The 20,125-nt window shown below is 67.7% G+C and carries 18 protein-coding genes; 6 read left to right on the top strand and 12 right to left on the bottom strand.

Annotation, left to right across the window (positions count from 1 at the left end):
• Positions 1 to 109: 109 nt before the first annotated feature.
• Positions 110 to 763, bottom strand: coding sequence for a lytic transglycosylase domain-containing protein (locus tag E0504_RS02525; protein ID WP_207912111.1), 654 nt, complete (start codon positions 761 to 763; stop codon positions 110 to 112).
• A 267-nt stretch (positions 764 to 1,030) separates the two neighbouring features.
• Between E0504_RS02525 and E0504_RS02520 the strand changes: the two genes are divergently transcribed.
• Positions 1,031 to 2,686, top strand: a complete 1,656-nt coding sequence (locus E0504_RS02520) for a hypothetical protein (protein WP_131621556.1) — start codon at positions 1,031 to 1,033, stop codon at positions 2,684 to 2,686.
• Positions 2,687 to 2,768: 82 nt separating this feature from the next.
• A complete protein-coding gene (locus E0504_RS02515) occupies positions 2,769 to 5,504 on the top strand; it encodes a TonB-dependent receptor domain-containing protein (protein WP_131621554.1) in 2,736 nt (911 codons plus the stop codon).
• A gap of 36 nt (positions 5,505 to 5,540) precedes the next feature.
• Here E0504_RS02515 and E0504_RS02510 read toward each other — a convergent pair whose 3' ends face one another.
• Both E0504_RS02510 and E0504_RS02505 read right to left on the bottom strand, forming a co-directional pair.
• Positions 5,541 to 6,158, bottom strand: coding sequence for a response regulator transcription factor (locus tag E0504_RS02510; protein WP_207912110.1), 618 nt, complete (start codon positions 6,156 to 6,158; stop codon positions 5,541 to 5,543).
• Positions 6,159 to 6,282: 124 nt separating this feature from the next.
• Complete coding sequence (locus tag E0504_RS02505; RefSeq protein WP_131621550.1) at positions 6,283 to 8,811, bottom strand: DUF2339 domain-containing protein; 2,529 nt, start codon at positions 8,809 to 8,811, stop codon at positions 6,283 to 6,285.
• Positions 8,812 to 8,954: 143 nt separating this feature from the next.
• Here E0504_RS02505 and E0504_RS02500 point away from each other — a divergent pair, with 143 nt between their 5' ends.
• Complete coding sequence (locus tag E0504_RS02500; RefSeq protein WP_207912109.1) at positions 8,955 to 9,656, top strand: Crp/Fnr family transcriptional regulator; 702 nt, start codon at positions 8,955 to 8,957, stop codon at positions 9,654 to 9,656.
• 13 nt (positions 9,657 to 9,669) lie between these two features.
• On the opposite strand, the gene E0504_RS02495 is transcribed toward E0504_RS02500, so the two are convergent.
• From E0504_RS02495 to E0504_RS02480, 4 genes are read right to left on the bottom strand one after another with little or no spacing between them, the layout of a single operon-like run.
• Positions 9,670 to 10,566, bottom strand: coding sequence for an ROK family protein (locus tag E0504_RS02495; RefSeq protein ID WP_131621546.1), 897 nt, complete (start codon positions 10,564 to 10,566; stop codon positions 9,670 to 9,672).
• The gene (locus E0504_RS02490) at positions 10,563 to 10,979 is read right to left on the bottom strand and encodes a secondary thiamine-phosphate synthase enzyme YjbQ (protein WP_131621544.1); all 417 of its coding nucleotides are present in this window, start codon (positions 10,977 to 10,979) and stop codon (positions 10,563 to 10,565) included. Before E0504_RS02490 ends, E0504_RS02495 begins: the two co-directional genes overlap by 4 nt.
• Before the next feature lie 7 nt (positions 10,980 to 10,986).
• On the bottom strand, positions 10,987 to 11,877 hold the full coding sequence (locus E0504_RS02485; protein ID WP_207912108.1) for a CoA ester lyase: 891 nt from the start codon (positions 11,875 to 11,877) through the stop codon (positions 10,987 to 10,989).
• The gene (locus E0504_RS02480) at positions 11,874 to 12,326 is read right to left on the bottom strand and encodes a MaoC family dehydratase (protein WP_131621542.1); all 453 of its coding nucleotides are present in this window, start codon (positions 12,324 to 12,326) and stop codon (positions 11,874 to 11,876) included. The genes E0504_RS02485 and E0504_RS02480 overlap by 4 nt, the downstream gene beginning before the upstream one ends.
• 92 nt (positions 12,327 to 12,418) lie before the next feature.
• On the opposite strand from E0504_RS02480, the gene E0504_RS02475 reads away from it, so the two are divergent.
• Both E0504_RS02475 and E0504_RS02470 read left to right on the top strand, forming a co-directional pair.
• Positions 12,419 to 13,216 (top strand): transglutaminase family protein, encoded by a 798-nt coding sequence (locus E0504_RS02475; protein WP_131621535.1) that lies wholly within the window; start codon positions 12,419 to 12,421, stop codon positions 13,214 to 13,216.
• 83 nt (positions 13,217 to 13,299) lie between these two features.
• On the top strand, positions 13,300 to 13,968 hold the full coding sequence (locus E0504_RS02470) for a L,D-transpeptidase family protein (protein WP_131621533.1): 669 nt from the start codon (positions 13,300 to 13,302) through the stop codon (positions 13,966 to 13,968).
• On the opposite strand, the gene tilS is transcribed toward E0504_RS02470, so the two are convergent.
• The 5 genes from tilS to E0504_RS02445 all read right to left on the bottom strand — a co-directional run bounded on the left by tilS (position 13,965) and on the right by E0504_RS02445 (position 19,597).
• Positions 13,965 to 14,861, bottom strand: coding sequence for a tRNA lysidine(34) synthetase TilS (gene tilS, locus E0504_RS02465; RefSeq protein WP_131621531.1), 897 nt, complete (start codon positions 14,859 to 14,861; stop codon positions 13,965 to 13,967). The two genes, E0504_RS02470 and tilS, sit on opposite strands and share 4 nt — an antisense overlap.
• Before the next feature lie 79 nt (positions 14,862 to 14,940).
• The gene (locus tag E0504_RS02460; RefSeq protein ID WP_131621529.1) at positions 14,941 to 15,873 is read right to left on the bottom strand and encodes a tol-pal system YbgF family protein; all 933 of its coding nucleotides are present in this window, start codon (positions 15,871 to 15,873) and stop codon (positions 14,941 to 14,943) included.
• A gap of 83 nt (positions 15,874 to 15,956) precedes the next feature.
• A complete protein-coding gene (locus tag E0504_RS02455; RefSeq protein ID WP_131621527.1) occupies positions 15,957 to 16,796 on the bottom strand; it encodes a helix-turn-helix domain-containing protein in 840 nt (279 codons plus the stop codon).
• 127 nt (positions 16,797 to 16,923) lie between these two features.
• Complete coding sequence (gene ptsP, locus E0504_RS02450) at positions 16,924 to 19,191, bottom strand: phosphoenolpyruvate--protein phosphotransferase (RefSeq protein ID WP_131621525.1); 2,268 nt, start codon at positions 19,189 to 19,191, stop codon at positions 16,924 to 16,926.
• Positions 19,192 to 19,438: 247 nt separating this feature from the next.
• The gene (locus E0504_RS02445; protein WP_207912107.1) at positions 19,439 to 19,597 is read right to left on the bottom strand and encodes a YdcH family protein; all 159 of its coding nucleotides are present in this window, start codon (positions 19,595 to 19,597) and stop codon (positions 19,439 to 19,441) included.
• A 210-nt stretch (positions 19,598 to 19,807) separates the two neighbouring features.
• Between E0504_RS02445 and E0504_RS02440 the strand changes: the two genes are divergently transcribed.
• A complete protein-coding gene (locus E0504_RS02440) occupies positions 19,808 to 20,005 on the top strand; it encodes a YdcH family protein (RefSeq protein WP_131621523.1) in 198 nt (65 codons plus the stop codon).
• Positions 20,006 to 20,125 lie beyond the last annotated feature (120 nt).

The following is a 20,125-nucleotide window of genomic DNA, read 5'->3' as shown; positions in this document are numbered from 1 at the left end:
GCGCGGCGACGATCGGCCCCGACCCTTGTGGATCGGCGGCTTGCGCGAACGCGGCGGTGGGGCTCATCAACAGGGCAATGGGCAGGAGGCGGGTCAAACGCAGCATGGTCTAGTTCGGCTCTCGTGATGAGGAAGGGCGTGAATGGATGGGCCGGGAGTGGTTGGACAGGCGCCCCATGATCGAAGCGACGTAGCCTTGCGTTTCGCGGATTCGGGGAATGCCCCCGGCGGCGATCACCCGGCCAGGTCCCGCGTTGTAGGCGGCGAGCGCCTTTTCGATATCGCCACCGAACCGGTCGAGCTGTTCCCGCAGATACCGCGCGCCGCCTTCCAGATTGGCGAACGGATCGTTGGCATCGACCCCCAGATAACGCGCGGTCCCGGGCATGAGCTGGGCAAGTCCGCGCGCGCCCACCGGCGACACCGCGTTCGCGCGCCAGCGGCTTTCCTGCCAGACGAGCGCCTCGATCAGGGTCGGACTGAGATCGAACCGGCGCGCAAGCTCGCCCACCTTTGCGGCATAAAGCGACGGCACCACTCCCGCCTGCCGGGCGGCATCGGCGATAGCATGCTGCGGCACCGGGAAGTCCGCCGACAGTTCGACTTGTTCCACGGCGCTGTCGGGCACCTGGGGGGACGCCGCGAGCGCTCCGGCGATCCATTGCGCGCCGTTCGGTCCGATCTCCAGCACATCAGCGCGTGCGGCGACCGGTGCGCAGGCGAGCGCAACCATAGCCATGCCGCATAGTCTGCCGAGAATCATCGCGAGCCCTCCGTCCCGGACCCTCTGCATACACTAAGTGACAATGCGGTGACAGGCTCGTGAAGCCGATGAGAGAAGCTCACGTTGTAGGGTGCGCATCGTTGAGCGTCCTCGAAGTATGACGAACAAGACACGCAACCGTCATAGTTAAGTCACGTTTCGATAAGCCGGCTTTTGAAAATAAACTGTCACGTACGGCCCCTAGCGCTCCTCTTGCGACCTGCGTTCAACGCAATCGATTCTTCGGCTTATGAGGGGGACGTTCACGTGAATACCATTCAGCGGACCATCGTGCTTGGCTGCGGCCTGGCAATTCTGACCGGGTGCGGTCCGGATGACATTTCCTCACCCGGCACGACCGGCGGTGTCGACGTCGTCATCAATAACCCCGCGCCTCCCCCACCGCCGCCGCCGCCGACCAGCGCGACGATCACCCCGGCCGGCGCCTGCCCGACGCTGACTAACGACGGCACCGTCGGCCTGACTGATCGCGGCACGATCAGCGGCCCCACCGGCAGCTACCGCGTGTGCGAACTGCCCAGCCGCATCGCCCGCAGCGTGACCCTGCCCCGCATCTCGGGCCTGCTCTACGCGATGAACGGCCGCGTCGATGTCGGCTGCGATGGTGGCTTCAGCGCACCCTCCGCCGCCGCACCCTACACCTCCACCACCGTCGGCTGCACCGCGCCGCTGACCGCCGACACCAACGTGACGCTCACGGTCGAGCCGGGCGTGATCTTCTACGCCCGGACCGGCCAGTCCTGGCTGGCGGTCAACCGCGGCAACAAGATCAACGCGGTCGGCACCGCCACCGCGCCGATCATCTTCACCAGCCAGGACAATGTCGCCGGGCTCAACACCGACAATTCGATCGGCCAGTGGGGCGGCGTCGTGCTGCTTGGCCGCGGCCGGGTGACCGACTGCGTCACGGGCTCGGTCGCTGCGGGCAACTGCGAGCGCGACACCGAAGGCGCGGTCAACAAGGCGTCTTATGGCGGCAACAACGACGCCGACAGTTCCGGCACGATGAGCTACGTCCAGATCCGCTATTCCGGTTTCGTGCTCAGCGCTGACAAGGAGCTGCAGGCGCTGACCACCAGCGCGATCGGTTCGGGCACCACGCTCGATCACATCCAGTCGCACAACAGCTCGGACGACGGTTCCGAACTGTTCGGCGGCGTGGTCCGCATGAAGCACTATGTCGCCACCGGCGCGGACGACGACAGCCTGGATGTGGATACCGGCGCGCGGGTCAGCCTGCAGCATGCGCTGCTGATCCAGCGTCCCGGCGAAGGCGACGCGCTGATGGAGATCGATTCCAACGGCAACGAGCTCGATCAGCCGCGCTCCAACCTCAAGGTGGTCAACTTCACCGCCATCCAGCCGCTGGCGAGCAACCAGAACAACACGACCGGAGACCGGGCTTCCGCGCTGTTCCGCGGCAACGCCGACGTCACGCTCTACAACGGCCTGATCATCTCGCCGAACAACGAGTGCATCCGGATGACGTCGAACACCGATGCCGCCAACCGCGCGACGCTGACTGCCCGCTCGGTCGCGCTCCAGTGCTCGGGTACCGGAAACGCCAAGTTCATCGGCGACGGGTCGGGCTCCGCACCGTTCACCGCCGCCCAGGTGCGCGGGTTCATCACCGGGGATGCATCGAACAACGAAGCGTTCGTCAACTCGCTGACGATGACCTTCGTGAACGGCGCCAACGAAAACGCGGTCAACCCGACCGACCCCAGCGGCCTGTCGACCGGCACCGTGATCCCGGCCGGCTTCTTCACCGCCTCGCCCACCCCGTACAAGATCGGCGCGGCGTTCCCGGGCAACACGGCCTGGTACGCCGGCTGGACCTGCAACAGCGCGTTCGCCCCGCTCGGCGGAGCAAGCGCCTGCACCTCGCTGCCGACCACGTAAGCGGCGGCAACCCGAACTTGAGGGGGCAGCCGCCGCTTGGGGCGCTGCCCCCTCTTCGTATCGACCTTCCAGGGGAAACGAGATGTCCACCAATCTGAGGCTGGCGAGCGCGCTGCTTCTGACCAGTGCGCTGGTCGCGCCCGGTACCGTCCATGCGCAATCCGTAACCGACATGGGCACTGCGGTGACCCCGCCCACTGGCGATGCCGTAGCCGAACCCGCGGTCGCGGCAGCGGCAGAGGATGTCGAGGTCTCGATCCCCGGCGGTAGCGGCGAAATTGTCGTGTCCGGGCGGCGCGAGAGCAACGTCGCGCGCACGTCGGCGCAGGTCGTGTCGGTGCTCGGCACCGCCGAAATCGCGCGCACCGGTGAAGGCAACATTGCCGGCGCCCTCGGCCGCGTCACCGGACTCAGCGTGGTCGGCAGCGGGTTTGTCTATGTGCGCGGTCTGGGTGACCGCTATAGCCTGGCGCTGCTCAATGGCTCGCCCCTGCCGAGCCCCGAGCCGTTGAAGCGGGTGGTGCCGCTGGACCTGTTCCCTACCGGCGTGATCGCCTCGTCGCTCGTGCAGAAAAGCTACTCGGTCAACTACCCCGGCGAGTTCGGCGGCGGCGTGATCAACCTCACCACCAGGTCCACGCCGAACGAACCGTTCCTGTCGCTCGGCTTCGGAGTGTCGGGCGATACCGAGACGACCTTCAACACCGGCTACACATATTACGGCAGCAGCAGCGACTGGACCGGGTACGACAACGGCAACCGGGACGTTCCCCCGCTGCTGCAGGATTATTTCGACAGCCGCGCGCTGATCGGCACCGATCCGGTCGACACCACCGCGATCGCGCGCCAGCTCGTCACCGCGCGTAACGCCGTGATCCAGCGCGACAGGAACACGATGCCCAACTTCTCGGCCTCGTTGTCAGCGGGCAAGACCTTTCCGGTGGGCGATGCCGATCTGGGCGTGATCGCCGCTGCCGGCTACAGCAACAAGTGGCTGACGCGCGACATCACGCAGCAGCGCTCGTCCAGCTTCGACCTGACCTCGATCGAGCGGGATTTCCGCACGGTCAACACTGACCAGCGGATCCTGGTCAACGGACTGCTCGGCTTCGGGTTCGAAGCGGGCGACAGCAAGCTGCGCTGGACCAACGTCTACATCCACGACACCGTCAAGAAAGCCGCGCTGTCGCTGGGTCAGAAGCCTGCGCAGAGCGGCGCCGACACCGACTTCATGGGTCAGCGGACATCGTGGTTCGAACGCCAGTTGTTCGACAGCCAGGTAGTAGCCGAACTCAAGCCGAGCGACCGTCTCGCGATCGACCTCAGGGCAGCGTACGCGAACACCAAACGCGACGCGCCGTCCGATCTGTTCTTCGAGTACGTCCGTTCAAACAGCGGCCCCTTCGCCGGCCAGTTCGTCAACCGCCTCAACAACGGCAACGGCGGCGATGGCGAGGTGACTTTCTCCAACCTCAGCGAAGACCTGTATGCCGCCAGCGGCGACATCACCTGGCGTGCCCTGGACGGTTTTTCGCTCACGACGGGCGCCGCTTACAGCGACACGCTGCGCACCAGCACGCGCCGCGCATTCCTGTTCCTGGCCCCCAACAACTTCCGCGGCAACAGCGACGTGATCAGCGCCTTCGGCCTGCAACGGATCGACGACCTGATCGCGACGCTGACCGATCCCAAGTTCGTCGCGGCCAACACACCCGGCGCGGGCGGGCTGACGCTGATCGAATCCGATCCAGGCACGCCTGCATTCGATGCCGGGCTGGAGATCAAGGCCGCCTATCTCAAGGGGAACACCGCCTTCGGCCCGGTCTCGCTCGACGCGGGCGTCCGATACGAGGATGCGGTTCAGTTCACCAGGCCGCTAGCGGTGTTCGCCTCCGTCCCGCCGTCGGTCGCGGGCACGGAGTTGAAGCGCGGGAACTGGCTGCCCGCGGCGACGCTGACCTTCGACCTGGCGGATGGGATGCAGGCGCGGCTCAACGCATCCAAGACCATCGCCCGCCCGCAGTTCCGCGAGCTGATCGCCCAGCCGTATTACGATCCCGACGACAACCGGTCGTACCGCGGCAACCCGCTGCTGGTCGACAGCCAGTTGTTCAACGCCGAAGCCCGGCTCGAATACTACTTCGCGCCCGAGCAGCGGATTTCCGCATCCGCGTTCTACAAGAAGATCGACCGTCCGATCGAAGCCTATGTGGTGAACTTCAGCGGCGACTTCACGACCTCGTACGCCAACGCGCCTGAGGCGCAGCTATACGGCGGAGAGCTTGAGGCAGTGAAGTACTGGCCGCTGGACGGGCTCGGCGGCGGGTTCTTCGCTCCGCGCCGGCTGGTGACGATCGCCAACTACACGTTCAGCCAGTCCAAGCTGAAGGTCAGCGCCGACGATACCGTCGCGGTGTTCGGTGCGGCGGCATCGGACGCAGCCAGCTACTTCCGCAACGGCGCGCCGCTGACGGGGCAGTCGGACCACATCGTCAACCTGCAGCTTGGTCTGGAAGACACTGACCGCCTGTCTCAGCAGACGATCCTGCTGAGTTATGCCAGCGACCGGGTGGTCAGCCGTGGGCTTAATGGTACGCCGCCACAACCGGATGTGATCGAGAGCCCCGGCATGCAGCTCGATTTCGTGTGGCGTGAAGGCGTGGACGTGTTCGGGACCGAGATCGAAGCCAAGTTCGAAGCGCGGAACATCCTGGGCCGCGGGCACCGTGAATTCCAGGAGTTCGGCGACCGGCGGATCGACATCAACAGCTATGATGTGGGCACCACGCTGGCGTTCTCCATCGGGGTGAAGCTTTAGTCCGCCGCGCCCTGATCGCCTGCGCACGCGCGGCGATCAGGGCGTGTCAAACACATACCCGGCAGATCGCACGGTTCGCAGCGGATTGCCCGCACCCGCCGCGCGGAATGCCCGGCGCAGGCGACCGATCCAGACGTCTACCGTGCGCGCATCCAGCGGCGGATCGTGCTTGCCGAGCCCTTCGATCAGTTCCGGACGGGTGAGCACCCGGTCGGGGTTGTCGGCGAGGAAGCGCAGCAGACGAAACTCGTTGGGCGGCAGGGTCAGCGGACGCCCCGCCCAGCGGGCCTGCAACGCGTTGAGATCGATCGTCAGCGCGCCGACCACCACCTGTTGCGCGCCGCGCCGCCGGTGAAGCTGCGGATCGATCGCGAGCACCCGCTCCAACACCTTGTCCCGGTCTGCCGGCCCGACCATGTAATCGTCCGCCCCCGCGGCGAGTGCCCGGCGGCTGTCCTCGCTGCTGTGGCCTTCAAGGATCATGGTGATGTGTGCCGCTGCGGTGCGGGCATCGGCCCGTAGCCGGCGGCACATTTCCAGGCCTGACATCTCGGGCATGACCCAGTCGACGAATGCCCACACCGGGCGCCTGCCGGCGTCCACTTCACTCGCGCCCGCCAGCGACGCGAACGCGAACGTGCGGCCGCCCTCCACCCACGGCTCCATGACCGCCGCCGCGGGATCGCTCAGGAGAATTTCGACCACGTCCATGCGTGCAGCCCCCGGCCCTGCAAGACACCTTGCAAAACCGGAATGCCGCGCGGATGTGACGGGCTTGTTACGCTTCCGCCGTCGCTGCCGTTTCGGCCGGCGAGGCGCGAAGTTGCCGCGAATAGAACCAGCCGATGCCGATCAGGCTGAACCCCAGCGCCATGAACGACGCAATCCGCGCCAGCCCTGCCAGACCCGCCGCGTCGACCAGGAACACCTTCAGCACCGCGATCACCATCAATACCAGGCTGCCGATGCGCCAGCTGCGCTCATGCGTATGCGCGCCCCACGCCAAGAATCCGGCGGCGAGCGCGATGCCAAGCAGCGAGCGCAGCAAGTCCTCGGTCGGACTGACCGGCGTCGCCACCATAAGCGAGCCGGCGAACATCTGGCGCAGCTCGCTGAGCGCAAACAGCGCGATCACCATCATCAGCGCCGCATCGACGAGCCAGCGCATGAAGGCCGTTTCGCCCAGCCAGCGGCGGAGCAGCAGCAGCCCCGCGCAGCCCACCGCGTAAGCCGGCAGCAGCGCGTTCGCGAGCGGCAGCGGTCCGACCGCCTGCGCGCTCCACAGCGGATTATGCAGCGTCAGGGAAAACCAGGCGAAGTGCGTCAGCGCAGACGCGGCGAGGCCCACCGCGGCCCGGCGCCACCCGCGCCGGGCGGCCAGCCATGCGGAAGCGAGCAGCAGCGCTTCCCACACCATGCGCTCGGCCACTCCGGTAGCGACGAAATCGGTCCCTGCCACGGACGCAAAAACATGACGGAAAACCACATGCCCGGCCACCGCGGCGAGCCCGATTGCGATCGCGGCGATGCCCTTGCGCAGTTCCGCCTTATCAGACGGTAGCACCACCCACCACGCGGCCCAGGCCGCCGCGGCCGGCACGATATGCAGAAGCATCGCGCGCAGCGCGGGAAGCGCTCCGGTCTGCATCGGCTCCCCGACCAGCGCCATCCAGCCAACCTGCAGCCACTGCGACAGCGGCGCGAGCGCCCAACCGAGGGCAATCAGCGCCAGCGTGGCGATCGCTCCCCGCAGACCGGGCAGCCGCCAGGCCAGCAGCGCGGCGGCAAGCGCGCCCGTAAAGGCGAGCGCGTCCTGGGGCAGCACCTGCGCCAGCGCGCCGAAGCCGAGCAATGCCGCGACCGCCTGCGCCGTCAGCAGCGCGTGCCCGCCCTGCGTCCCGGGCAAACGCGGTGCGAGAGCCACCGCCAGTGCGGCAATTCCCGCGAGCGATAGCGATACGAGCGCAATCAGCGGCTGCGGATCGTCCGGCAGGACCGTGCCGAAGTGCCACAGCACCGCAAGCGCGACGGCAAGCGCGAACAGCGCCGCTTGCGCCAGGTCCAGCGGCCGCCCCTGTCCGCGGGCCACTTGCGCGAGCGGGACGCCGGCGAAGATAATCGCCAGTGCTGCGGCGACGAACGCAAAGCCCCATGGGTCCGGCGTGGGCCAGAAGAGCAGCAACGCCGCCCCGACCCCGGCGGCGGCGGCGTTGGCCTCGCGCATCGCCGGTTGCCGCCAGCCGAACCACGCGAGGGCACCGCCGAGCAGCAGATACAGCGACCACTCGAGCGCCCCGAACCCGCTCTGCTGCACCAGAAAGGCGAGCTGCAGCGCCGCCAGCGCGGCCGCCCCCACCCGCACCAGCCAATGCGGCCGAGCGGCGGCGACGCCGGTAAGGCCCGGCACGATGGCTCCCAGCAGCACAAGATAGGCGCCCAGCACCGCCGCATCGGGCGGCTGCCGGATGCCGCCCGCCATCAGCAGCGCACCCCAGCCGAGCCCTCCGGCGAGGGCCGCCACGCCCAGCCACGCCCGGTCCTGCCGCTTGCCGGTCAAGGCCAGGCCGGCGGTCACGAGCGCAAGGTACAGCGTCAGCAGCGGCACATTGGCCTGGTCGCTGCCAACCAGCGCCGGGGCGGCGAACCCGCCGACCAGGCCCAGCACCGCACTGGGCAATCCGAAGCGATATGACAGCGCGATCGCCGCCCCGGTCACCGCCGCCAGGCCCAGGAACGCGAGGGTCGATCCGATCAGGCCATAAGCGCTGCCTGCGAGATAGCACGCCGCATACAGCGTCGCCAGCCCCGCGCCGGCGAGCGTCTGGGCGACGCGTGGATCGGCCACCCGCTCGCGCCAGCGATAGGCGACCTCCGCTCCGGCGATCAGCGCCGCGCCGAAGAGCCCAGCCAGCAGCACGCGCACGGCGGGGGTCAACAATCCGGCGTCGATCGACCAGCGCACCAGGAAGAAGCCCGCGACTGCCAGCGTCACCCCGCCCGCCCAGATCGGCAGACGGCGTCCGAACAGATCCTCCAGGTCGAGGCTGGGCCGCCAGGCGAGCGCATCGCCTGCGCGGCTGCCCAGGCTCGTCTGCACAGGCTTCTGCGCCTGCGCAGCGGGCAGCGGCGTTGGCTCCAGACCCAGCCGGGGTGCGGCATCCACAGACGGAGAGGGTGTGAAAGCCGGCGTGGAAGGCACCGCCGCCACTCCGTCGCGCAAGCGGGCGACCTCCCGCTCTAGGATCACAACCCGCCGCCACAGCCAGGCTACAAACCCGATCGCCAGGAGATAGAACAACCAGGACACGCCCTACGCTCGGCGCTCGTTGCAGAATTTTCAAGTCTGCGCGGAACCGAATCCCCACTCCAGGCACTAGTGGTGACATGGTGGAGGAGGCACAACGTTACCCGCTCACGGGCCGCTTTCTCATGGGGCGGTCGCGTCACGCCATGAGCGAGGCGGACAAGCAGCTTCTCGAGGATTCGGTTTGCGAGCTCGGCGAGTACGACCGGCCGCATCGAATCCTGGCGCGCGGCGAATTAGCGCACCGCAGCGCCATCCTGATCGAAGGGTTCATGCTCCGGACGATCTACGAAGGGGACCGGCGCCATATCGTCGGCATCCATGTTCCGGGGGATTTCGTCGATCTGCACGCGTACGCGCTCAAGCGGCTCGATCATGACGTGATCTCGGTGGGCCCGTCCAAAATCGGCTATGTCACGCACGAACGGATCGGCCTGATCCTGGAAAATGAGGCGCATCTGGCGCGCCTGTTTTGGTTCTCCACCCTGCTGGACGCGGCGATCCACCGGCAATGGACGCTGAAGCTGGAGCAGCTCAAGGCCAGTCGCCGGGTGGCGCACCGGCTCTCGGAAATCTGGAGCCGGCTCGAGATGGTCGGGCTCGGCCGGGCGAACGGCTTCCGTTCCCCGCTTACCCAGACCGATCTTGCCGACATGTGCGGGACCACCCCCATCCACATGAACCGCGCGCTGTCGGAGCTGCGGCGCGAGGAGGTGGTGGAATTCCGCCGCGGGCTGGTGGTCGTGCGCGACCGGACCCGCCTGGAAAAGTTCGGCGACTTCGATCCGGCGTACCTGTACGGCGAAGGTCCGCTGCACCTGCAAAGCGAGCACGACGTCCTCGCTTAAGATCCCGCGCAGCCTAACGCAGCATCCGCCGTCCCAGCTCGATCGCGCCGCGAATACCCGCATCGTCGCCGAGCGCGGGCGTGACGATATAACTCTCGAGCCCCGGATCGAACGCCGGGTGAACGACGTAGCCTTTTAGCAACCGCTCTGTATGACGCCGCAGCGCCGGGATCAGCCCGGGCGTCTTGCACACCCCGCCGCCGAAGATCAGCCGCTCCGGCATGTGCAGCAGCACCAGCGAGGTGGCGAACTCCGCCAGGTAGCGCGCGATCAGATCGACCTCGAACCCGCCCAGCCGATCGAGGCTGGCACCCCACCGCGCCTGGATCGCAGGACCGGAGGCCAGGCCTTCGACACAGTCGCGGTGCCGCGCGCAGACGCCTGGGAAGTCATCGCCGTCCACCCGCCGCGGACGGATGTGACCGCCTTCGTAATGGGTGATCCCGCCAAGCGGCTCTCCGCCCCTCAGCACGCCCACGCCGATCCCGGTGCCCACGGTGGTATAGGCGAGCGTCTCCGCGCCCTGCCCGGCCCCCGTCAGCCACTCCCCCAGGGCCGCGGCGTTGACGTCGGTGTCCAGCGCCACCGGCACGCCGAACTCCGCCAGCGCCTCTGGCAGCGACGCCCCGCCCCAGCCCGGCTTGGGAGTGGTGGTGAACCGCCCCCAGTCGGGCGCGCGACGATCGAGCGAAATCGGCCCGAAGGTGCCCACCCCGAACGCGGCAATCGGCCCGTGCTCCTGCGCGGCGGCGCGGAAGAACTGCATCATCGGCGACAAGGTTTCCTCGGGCCGGCCGGTGGGTATCCGCGCGTGCGTCAGAATCGCACCGCGCCTGTCCGCTACGGCCAGCACGAATTTGGTCCCGCCAGCCTCGACTGCGCCGACCAGGGAAGCAGGCCGGCCGCTCATTCGCCGATGGCCGTCAGCACCACCTCACGCGAGTGGCCGCGCGCGCGGTGTTCGGCGAGAAAGATGCCCTGCCAGGTGCCCAGCAGCAGCCGGTTGGAGGAGAACGGGATCGTCAACGCGCTGCCGGTAAGCAGCGTCTTGATGTGCGCCGGCATATCGTCCGGTCCCTCGTCATTATGTTCGTAAACGGTGCTTTCGGGCGCGAGCCGGTCGAGCCAGCGCAACAGATCGCGCTGCACTGCCACGCTGGCGTTCTCGGTGATCAGCAGTCCGGCGCTGGTGTGGCGGCAGAAGACGGTCAGTACGCCCGTGCGCATGCCCGACTGGGCAAGCCACCCGGCCACCTCGCCGGTGATGTCGGTCAGCCCTTGTCCGCCGGTCTCAAACCGCAGCAGGCCTTGTGCAACCGACACGCGGCGCTCACCCCTCGCCCGCGGCGGCCAGGGTGCGGCGGGCGGACTTGAGGTGCGGGATGTCGAACATCTTGCCGTCTATCCCCACCGTTCCCGCGTCCGGCTCAGCCGCGAACGCCGCGAGCACGCGCCGGGCGAATGCCACCTCCTCGGCACTGGGGGTGAAGCCGTCGTTTATCGGCTCAACCTGCGCGGGGTGGATCGCCAGGCGGCCAGAGAACCCTTCGGCGCGGGCTTGCCGGCTCGACGCAAGCAGCCCTGCCTCGTCGCGGAAATCGGCATGCAGCGTCTCGATCGCCGGCACGCCCGCTGCATGGGCCGCCATCAGCGTCAGCGAGCGGACCAGGCGGTAGGTGAACAGCCACTCGCCATCCGCGCTGCGATTGCCGGTCGCGCCCAGCGCTGCGGCCAGATCCTCCGCCCCCCAGGTCAGTCCGCGCAGCCGCGTCAGTCCGGCAGTGGCGTACTCGCCCAGCCGGAACGGCGCGAGCGCGGTCTCGGTGGCCACGGGGATGATCCCGATGGAGCCGGGCGTAATCCCGTGCGCCAGTTCCATGTGATCGAGCAGGCTGGAAACCTTGGCGACGTCATCCGGGCCATCGGGCTTGGGCTGCATGATACCGTCGGGGCGTGCCGGGATGATCGCCGCCAGGTCACGCTCGGCAAGCCCGCTGTCGAGCGGGTTGATCCGCACCCAGAGTTCGGGCGCGCCTTCCGCCGTGCGGTCAAACCCGCGGAGAAATTCCGCCACTTTGTCCCGAGCGATGAGCTTGTTCGCCGGCGCCACGGCGTCTTCCAGATCCAGGATCACCGCATCGGCGCCGCAGCCGGCAACCTTGGCCAGCTTCCTGTCGCTGTCGCCAGGGATGAACAGCAGCGATCGGAGAGCGCGGCTCACGATGGTTTCCGCCGCTGCAGACCGCTCCGCTTGCAAGTCGCCACCAGAACTCCGTCCTGATTGAACGCCCGGTGCGCGAAGGTGACGATGCCGGCTTCGGGGCGCGACTTGCTTTCGCGCAGTTCCAGCACCTCGGTCTCGATCCGCAGCGTATCGCCGATGAACACCGGCGCTGGAAAACGCACCTCGTCCCAGCCGAGATTGGCGACCGCGGTGCCCAGCGTGGTGTCCCCCACCGACACGCCGACCATCAGCGACAGCGTGAAGCACGAATTGACCAGCACCCGGCCATATTCGCTGTCTTTCATGTACTCTGCATCGAGATGCAGCGCGGCCGGATTGTGGCTCAGCGTCGTGAACAGCAGGTTGTCGGTTTCCGTCACCGTTCGGCGGATCGGGTGATCGAACACCCGGCCCACGGCCAATTCATCGAACCACAAACCCGGCATCGGCGTCTCCTTTGCCGATGCGACTAGCGCGGGGCTGCGACGAATGACAGAGGGAGCGAAACCCGCGCCGCCGTTGCGCGTTGGAGCCCACCATGACGATCGCCATCAACGCCCGGTTCGACTTCCAGCTCGACCAGCCCACCGACATTATCCTGCAGTTCGAAGCGGCGGATATTCCCGAACAGAAGATCATCTCGGCCAACACCCGGATGACCCCGACCGATGCCGCCCGGGTGCCCGCGCATGACGGTGTGGGGGAGCGCGTGCTGTTCCAGGCGGAAGGGAAGATCGAGGTCAGTTATCAGGCGGTGGTCGACGTGCAGCGGCTGGTGCCCGAACTCGCCGACCTCGAACAACTCTCTCCCCACGACCTGCCCGGAGAGACGCTCGATTACCTGCTCGATTCGCGGTACTGCCCCGCCGACCGGTTCCAGCCGTTCGTGGAAGACGAATTCGGCGGCACGTCCGGGGGCGCGCGGGTGCAGGCGATCCACGACTGGCTGGTCCAGCATTTCACCTACGAACAGGTCAGCACCACCAGCACGACCGCGCTCGACAGCTTCGTGGAGCGGCGGGGGATTTGCCGCGATTACGCGCACGTACTGATCACGCTGGCGCGCGCCTCCACCATTCCCGCGCGCTATGTCTCGTGCTTTGCACCGGGGGTGGAGCCGCCCGACTTCCATGCGCTGGCCGAAGTGTTCCTGGCCGACCCGCACACGCCCGGCGGCGGTGCCTGGTACATCGTCGATGCGACCGAGATGGCCGATCCCGCAGAAGTGGTGAAGATCGGCATCGGGCGCGATGCTGCCGACGTCAGCTTCCTGACCAGCTTCGGGGCTTCGCAATTCGGCGACAAGACGGTCAGCGTCACCCGTCAGGCCGGTTAACCTCTACCACGTCGCTGTCCCGCGGGGGGACGCCGGCTGCCGGCCGGTGGAACCGCTTGCCGCCGTGCCGCATAGCCTGTTCCATGAACGCGATGATCAGGTGGTTAGGCGGAGCGACAGCCGCAGTGGTTCTGGGCTTTACCGGCGCCGCGTTTGCGACGGGTCAGTTCACCGCGCCGGAACGGCCCGCCGCGCCGGCTGAGTCGGCGACAACGCTCGCGCAACCGGCCCCGGCGGACCAGTCCGGCTTTTTCACGAGCCCGGCCCAGCCTCGGCCAGCACGGGCGGAGCGCCTGACGGTCAAGCGCGTCCTGCCGATCGACGGCCCGATCAAGTACGGCGAATGGCACTGGGACGATGCGAACGTGCCCGACGGCCCGATCGTGATGACCGTCGATCTCGACGCGCGCGTGCTGTCGGTGTTCAAGGGCGGGTACGAGATCGGCGCCGCGGCGGTTCTGCTCGGGACCGACGAATACCCCACCCCGCTCGGCACCTTTCCGATCCTGCGCAAGCAGCGGCATAATGTATCGGAGAAATACGACAATGCGCCGATGCCCTGGTCGATGTTCCTGACCAGCGACGGGGTCGCGATCCACGGCGGTCACGCGATCGAGAACGGCTATGCCAGCCACGGCTGCATTTCGGGCCCCGACGGGTTCATCTCGAAAATCTTCGCCATCGTGCAGCCGGGGGACAAGGTCATCGTCACCCGCGGCGAGATGCTGCAGCAGGGCGACCCGATCGTCTAGCCGACAGTCGCCCGGGGCGGCGCGCGGCGGAAAGTCCACGTCCCCTTGCGAACGGAAAGCTGCACGCCTGCCAGCGTACCGCCGCGCACGTCCTGGTTGATGATGGCGTCGTGCAGGCGGGCAACCCCGCTCATGGTGAAGCCAGTGCCGCCCGCTTCGGCGATGGCCCGCGCGAGAATGCGCAACCGCACCGCACGCGGTTCATCCTGCGGCCGCCACTCGACCGCTTCGTCAGCATAAGCGATCGTGCGGTCCCAGACCTGCGCCGCGATCCAGCCGAGCGCCAGGTCGCTTTCGTGCAGCAAAGCCGCAGAGCGCGCGATCGCCAACGGATTGAGCCAGTCCGCCCCTTTCAATGCCGCGCGAACCTGCGCCCGGTCGAAACGGGGGTCCACGTTCGATGGGTCCGTCGCCGGGCTTATTCCGGCACCGGTCACGATTTTGGTCAACTCTTCCTTGGACCAGCTCAACAGCGGACGGAAAATCGCGATGCCCGTCCCCGGGTGACTGGTCATAGGGCGGATACCGCTGAGACCAGAAATCCCGCTCCCCCGATTGAGCCGCATGACGACCGTTTCAGCCTGATCGTCGCCGTGGTGCGCGGTTGCGAGCGCCACCAGGCCCCGGTCGCGTGCCCAGCGGCCGAGCGCGGCGTAGCGCGCGGTGCGCGCGGCGTCCTGCAGATTTCCGCCGGAAACCTCGACCGGCAAGGTCGCGTGGCGGATTCCGAGCTGGTCGCAAAGTTTCGCCACCAACGCTGCCTCGGCGGCGCTGTCAGCCCGCAAGCCGTGATCGACGGTCGCCACCTCGAACTGCCCGGGACGAAAGGCGTGGCACAGCAGCATCAGCGCGAGGCTGTCCGCCCCCCCGGACACCGCCACGCCGAACGGCATCGAGGCGTCGGCCCCGGCGCGCCAGACCTGGCGAAAATCCGCCCCGAAACGTGCGATCAGCTCAGGCGAAAGCGCCGTATCAATTGCACTTAACCTGGCGGCGATCGGCGTCGTACTGGCTCTTCAGCCGGCCGCTGGCGACCGCGGGATAGGTCTCGCTGAACTCCGCGAGCGCGATGCAGGCGCGCTTGGTGTCCTTCATCACGATCATGCTTTCGGCAAGATACAGCAGGCTGTCGGGTGCGCGCGCACCCTGCTTGTCGGACTGGTAGTTCTTGAGAAACCAGGGCGCCGCTTCCGCCGCCTTGCCGCCATCGAGGTAGGCCCGGCCCAGCAAGTTGCGGCCATAGCTGATCTGCGCGTGGCGCGGATACTTCTCGACGTACAGCGTCAGCTGCTGCTGCGCTTCGGGGTAGAACTTGGCCTCCCACAGGCGGAAGCCGTAATCGTACTCGTCCTTGCCGGCATCGTCGGTTTGCGGCTTGGGGATCGCCTGCACCGCCGCCAAGCGCTGCGCGGTGGGCCCTGTCGGCGCCGCCGCCGGCGGGGGCGTGGCCGCAGCGGGCCTTTGGGCGGGTGTGATGACGGTGGCGGCGGGCTGGCTGACTGCCGCGATCGGCGGATTGGCCGCAGTCGCCGCCGTGCTGGTCACTTCCAGCGCGCCCAGCCGGGTGCCCAGCTGGGCGATGGCATTGGTGTTCTCTTCGGTCTGCGAGGTCAGCCGGGCGATCTGGCCTTCCAGCGCATCGAGCCGGGCGAGGATATCGGTCACCGCCGTAGTGGAGGGCCGCCCGGCGACCGCGCCCGCCGGTTGCGCGGCCGTGATCTCCGGTTCGAAATACTTGCCGTCCGAACCCGGGAACACCTTGCGCTGCAATGCGCGAATCTCCGTCTCCGCTTTACGCAGCCGCGCATCGGTCGAAGAATCCTGCGCAGACGCCGGCAACGCGCCCAGGCCCAGCGCCACGATCGCCAACGGCGCCGCGAAGGCGCGGTTCAACTTGATCCCCATCGATACTTTCCCGTCCAAATCTTGTCCCGAGCACCAGTGTCGCCTTCTGTGGGCGAACCGCCGATGAACCGGATGGTTAATGCCTAGGTCCCGGTCGGTCCAGCCGCGGGTGCCGCCGCCGCAGCCGCTTGTCCCCGTGCAAGGAGCGCCTGCGCCGTCACCGGCACGTCGCGGATGATGCCCTCGCTCTCAGCCAGCTTGGGCACGGGCTTGCCGCCGACGGTAATCGCCAGCGCGTCGGGCCGCCCGGTCCACACCTGTGGCCCGGTCGCTTCGGCCGGCACGGTATAGCGTTCGCCGCGCGCCATCTGCTTCTGCATCAGCTGTGCGCCGGTGCCGTCATAGAACTTGACCCACACGCCGTCCTCCAGCGCGGTGAACACCACCGGCCCTGCCGGACGCGCGGCACCCTCGCCTGGACGAGCCGCAGCCGGCGGGTTCGCCTTGGCGTTCTGGGCGGCGAGCCGCTCTTCCTCCAGCAGCGAACCCGGTCCCGATCCCGGAGCCAGCACTCGGTTATAGAACATCACCCCGCCCACCAGCAGCAGGATCAGCGCAGCCAGGCTGAACAGCGCCAGCCCGCGCGATGGGATGCGCGCCGGGTCTCCCGGTTCGAAAGAGGCGGCGCGATAACGGTCACCGCCGTGGCTGCGGGCAAGCTCTGCGCGCACTTCCTCGACGACCGCACGCTGGTCGAGGCCGACCGCCTTCGCGTAGGTGCGGGCAAAGCCGGTGGCATAGGTCTTGGCGGGAAGTCCGGCGAACTCGCCCTTCTCGATCAGCGCCAGGTGCCGCGCGGGGATGCGCGTTTCGGCCGACAGCTGCGCTAGGGTCAGGCCTTGCTGCTCGCGCGCCATGCGCAGGCGATCGCCCACGCCGTGCAGCGGCAGCTGTCCGTCAGGCGGACTTGTTTCCTCGTTCATCTGGCGTCCCGAACTATCGATCCACGCCCCCCGCTCCTCTTGAGACGGCAGAGCCGCGGTATGTCAAGGTTGGCCACTGCCAGACTGTTGATCGCGCACGACGAAGCGCCGCCCCCGCGCGGCGAAGTCAGTCGGTGTCGATCCCGTTCGACTCGGCCCAGGCCTGCAGTTCGGCGCGGATGCTGGCGGTGGGGGATGCGAGCAGCCGTTTCATCGTCTCCTCGATCTGGGGCAGGTCGACCTTGCGGATCAGTTCCTTGATCGGGCCCACCGCGACCGGCGTGATCGAGAACCGGCGGAAACCGAGGCCGAGCAGGGCCAGCGCTTCCAGTCGGCGCCCGCCCATTTCGCCGCAGATGCCGAGGTCTACCCCGCTGCCCACCGTCCCTTGCGTCAGCCGCGCCAGAAAGCGCAGGATCGCGGGGCTGAGCCAGTCGTACCGTTCCGCCAGCTTGGGGTTGGCGCGGTCGGCGGCGAACAGGAATTGGGTCAGGTCGTTGGTGCCGACCGACAGGAAGCTGACCTTGGGCAGCAACTGGTCGAGAACTTCGGCCAGCGCCGGCACTTCCAGCATCGCGCCATAACGGATCGCCTCGGGCAGCGGCTTCTTGCGCGCCTTCAGAAAGGCGAGCTGCCCATCGAACACCGCCTTCGCCGCATCGAACTCCCACGGCTCCGACACCATCGGGAACATGACGTAGAGCTTGCGGCCCGCGGCGGCTTCCAGCAGCGAGCGCGCCTGCGCCTTCAGCAGCCCTTCGCGTTCGAGCGCCAGCCGCAACGCACGCCAGCCCATCGCCGGGTTTTCGTCATGCTCGCTGGTGACGGAATCGAGGTACGGCACCGCCTTGTCGCCGCCGATGTCGACGGTGCGGAAGATCACCGGCTTCTCGCCCGCAGCTTCCAGCACGTCGCGGTAGAGGCGCGTCTGCCGCTCGCGCGCCGGCAGCGTGGCGGACACCAGGAACTGGAACTCGGTGCGGAACAGCCCGATCCCGTCCGCGCCGACCAGCGGCAGCGCCGCCAGGTCGTCGCGCAGTCCGGCGTTCATCATCACCTGGATGCGCGTGCCGTCGCGAGTGAACGGCTCGATATCGCGCATCTCGGCATAGGCCGCCTGCCGCTGGCGACTTTGCGCGAAGCGTTCGGCAAACAGGTCTGCGGTCTGCTGGACGGGGCGGACGTGGGCAATGCCCTTGTCCGCATCGACCAGAATCTCGTCACCTTCGCGCACGATCCCGCGCAAGCCCCGGACCCGGCCGATCACGGGCACGCCCATCGCCCGCGCGACGATCACCACGTGCGCCGTCAGCGAACCTTCTTCCAGGATCACGCCCTTCAGCCGGCGCCGGTCGTATTCCAGCAGCTCGGCCGGCCCCAGGTTGCGGGCGATCAGGATGGTATCCCGCTTCAGCCCTTGCGTCGCCGCGGTGCCAAGCTGGCCCGAGACGATCCGCAGCAGCCGGTTCGACAGGTCCTCCAGATCGTGCATCCGGTCCGCCAGCAGCGGATCGTCGATCTCGCGCATCCGCATCCGGGTGCGCTGCTGCACCCGCTCGATTGCCGCCTCGGCGGTCAGGCCGGCGTCGATCGCCTCGTTGATGCGGCGCCCCCAACCTTCGTCGTAGGCGAACATCTTGTAGGTCTGGAGGATATCGACATGCTCGCCGCCCACGCCGAATTCGGCCTGGCTCGCCATCGTGTCGATCTGGTCGCGCATCTTGTCGAACGCGAGGTAGACCCGCTGGCGCTCCGCCTCGGTATCCTCGGCCACGACATGGTCGATATGGACGCGCGGCTGGTGATAGACCGCGGACCCGCCCGCGATCCCTTTGACCAGCGTCAGTCCCTGGAGCATCACCGGACCGCTCGCCGCCGCGCCCAAGGCAGCGGTCTCGTCGTCGACCAGGCCAGCGTGCGCGATCAGTTCCGACAGCACCATCGCCACCGTCTGCAGGGTCTCGATCTCGATGTCTTCGTAGCGGCGCGGATCGGCATGCTGCACGCACAAGCTGCCGATCGCCCGTTCGCGATAGACGATCGGCACCCCGGCGAATGAATGGAATTTCTCTTCGCCGGTTTCCGGCCGGTAGGCGAAGTCGGGGTGCGCGGCCGCTTCGGCCAGGTTCAGCGTCTCGCTGCGTTCGGCGATGATGCCGTTCAGGCCTTCGCCGATCGCCAGCTGAGTCACGTGCACCGCGCTTTGTTCCAGCCCGCGAGTGGCGAACAGTTCCAGCATCCCTTCGCGCAGCAGATAGATCGAGCAGACCTCGCTATCGAGGACTTCGCCGATCACTTCGACGACGCGGTCGAGCTTGGCCTGCGGGTGCAGGCGCGATGCCATGACCTCGTGCAACTGGGTGAGGATCTGGCGGGCGGCGGCGGCGGCTGACATGCGTGTCCGGGCCTAGCCTATCCGGACGCCCAAGGGAAACGGCCATCGCGCGGCCAAAGCTCGGTTCATACCCGACGATCACTGAACGCGACCGCGCGCCCCGGCCGCCGCGATGACCACTCAAGCGCCTGCGGGAGTGCCACGCGGGAAAAATGGCGCGCGCGGCCGCCCACTCGCTGGCAGCCGGCGCGCGCCATCCCCTCCCGCAGCTTCAGCCGCTAATCTGAGATCGTCTGTCGGCGCGGGGTCAGAGAGCGGTAAGCTCCTGCTTGATCCGGAGCTTGGCGCGCTTCAGTTGCTGGATCGTCCCTGCGTCCGGCGAAGGCCGGCCCATTTCTTCGCGCAGCCGGGCTTCGATGCCGGCGTGCTTGGACTGGAGTGCAGTGGAATGGGACGAAGACAGCATGCGTGTTCTCCTGGTTGCGGACCACACCCCTGCAAGGGGGGGCGGACCTTCTTCAAGGCGACTCGTGCCCGCGCAGGCACCAGCCGCGCTGAGAGGATAGGACCACACGAATGAGGCCTTGCGAAGACCTGCCAGTCGCCTAATCGACGAGCCGCCGATTATCGCGCGATGAGCCGATGACGCATCGCGCGGGTGAGGGACGAGGGACGGTTGACCGAACAGGAACTGACCAAGCTGCTGGCTGCATTGCGCACCGAACATCGCGACCTCGACGCCGCGATCGATGCGCTCAGCGGCACCGGATCGACCGATCAGTTGCAGATCGCGCGGCTGAAGAAACGCAAGCTGCGCCTCAAGGATCAGATCGCGGTTGTGGAGGACCAGCTGCTGCCCGACATCATCGCCTGAGGAACGGGGTAAAGTGAATCCCGGGTAAAACTGTCCCATCCCGGCACGGACTGAAATTGGCGCGGGATTGTTAGGTTAGCGTTGTGGCGGCGCCGAGTCGCGAGGCGTAGCGGGGGTTGG

The sequence above is a fragment of the Parafrankia sp. BMG5.11 genome (assembly GCF_004337455.1).
This window is presented reverse-complemented; position numbering and strand designations above follow the sequence as displayed.

Excerpts from the sequence above, each read along its gene's own strand:
- E0504_RS02525 (WP_207912111.1), bottom strand. The coding sequence starts at position 763 with ATGATTCTCGGCAGACTATGCGGCATGGCTATGGTTGCGCTCGCCTGC.
- E0504_RS02515 (WP_131621554.1), top strand. The coding sequence starts at position 2,769 with ATGTCCACCAATCTGAGGCTGGCGAGCGCGCTGCTTCTGACCAGTGCG.
- E0504_RS02500 (WP_207912109.1), top strand. The coding sequence starts at position 8,955 with ATGAGCGAGGCGGACAAGCAGCTTCTCGAGGATTCGGTTTGCGAGCTC.
- E0504_RS02495 (WP_131621546.1), bottom strand. The coding sequence starts at position 10,566 with ATGAGCGGCCGGCCTGCTTCCCTGGTCGGCGCAGTCGAGGCTGGCGGG.
- E0504_RS02480 (WP_131621542.1), bottom strand. The coding sequence starts at position 12,326 with ATGCCGGGTTTGTGGTTCGATGAATTGGCCGTGGGCCGGGTGTTCGAT.
- E0504_RS02475 (WP_131621535.1), top strand. The coding sequence starts at position 12,419 with ATGACGATCGCCATCAACGCCCGGTTCGACTTCCAGCTCGACCAGCCC.
- E0504_RS02470 (WP_131621533.1), top strand. The coding sequence starts at position 13,300 with ATGAACGCGATGATCAGGTGGTTAGGCGGAGCGACAGCCGCAGTGGTT.
- tilS (WP_131621531.1), bottom strand. The coding sequence starts at position 14,861 with ATGCCGTTCGGCGTGGCGGTGTCCGGGGGGGCGGACAGCCTCGCGCTG.
- E0504_RS02460 (WP_131621529.1), bottom strand. The coding sequence starts at position 15,873 with ATGGGGATCAAGTTGAACCGCGCCTTCGCGGCGCCGTTGGCGATCGTG.
- E0504_RS02455 (WP_131621527.1), bottom strand. The coding sequence starts at position 16,796 with ATGAACGAGGAAACAAGTCCGCCTGACGGACAGCTGCCGCTGCACGGC.
- ptsP (WP_131621525.1), bottom strand. The coding sequence starts at position 19,191 with ATGTCAGCCGCCGCCGCCGCCCGCCAGATCCTCACCCAGTTGCACGAG.
- E0504_RS02445 (WP_207912107.1), bottom strand. The coding sequence starts at position 19,597 with ATGCTGTCTTCGTCCCATTCCACTGCACTCCAGTCCAAGCACGCCGGC.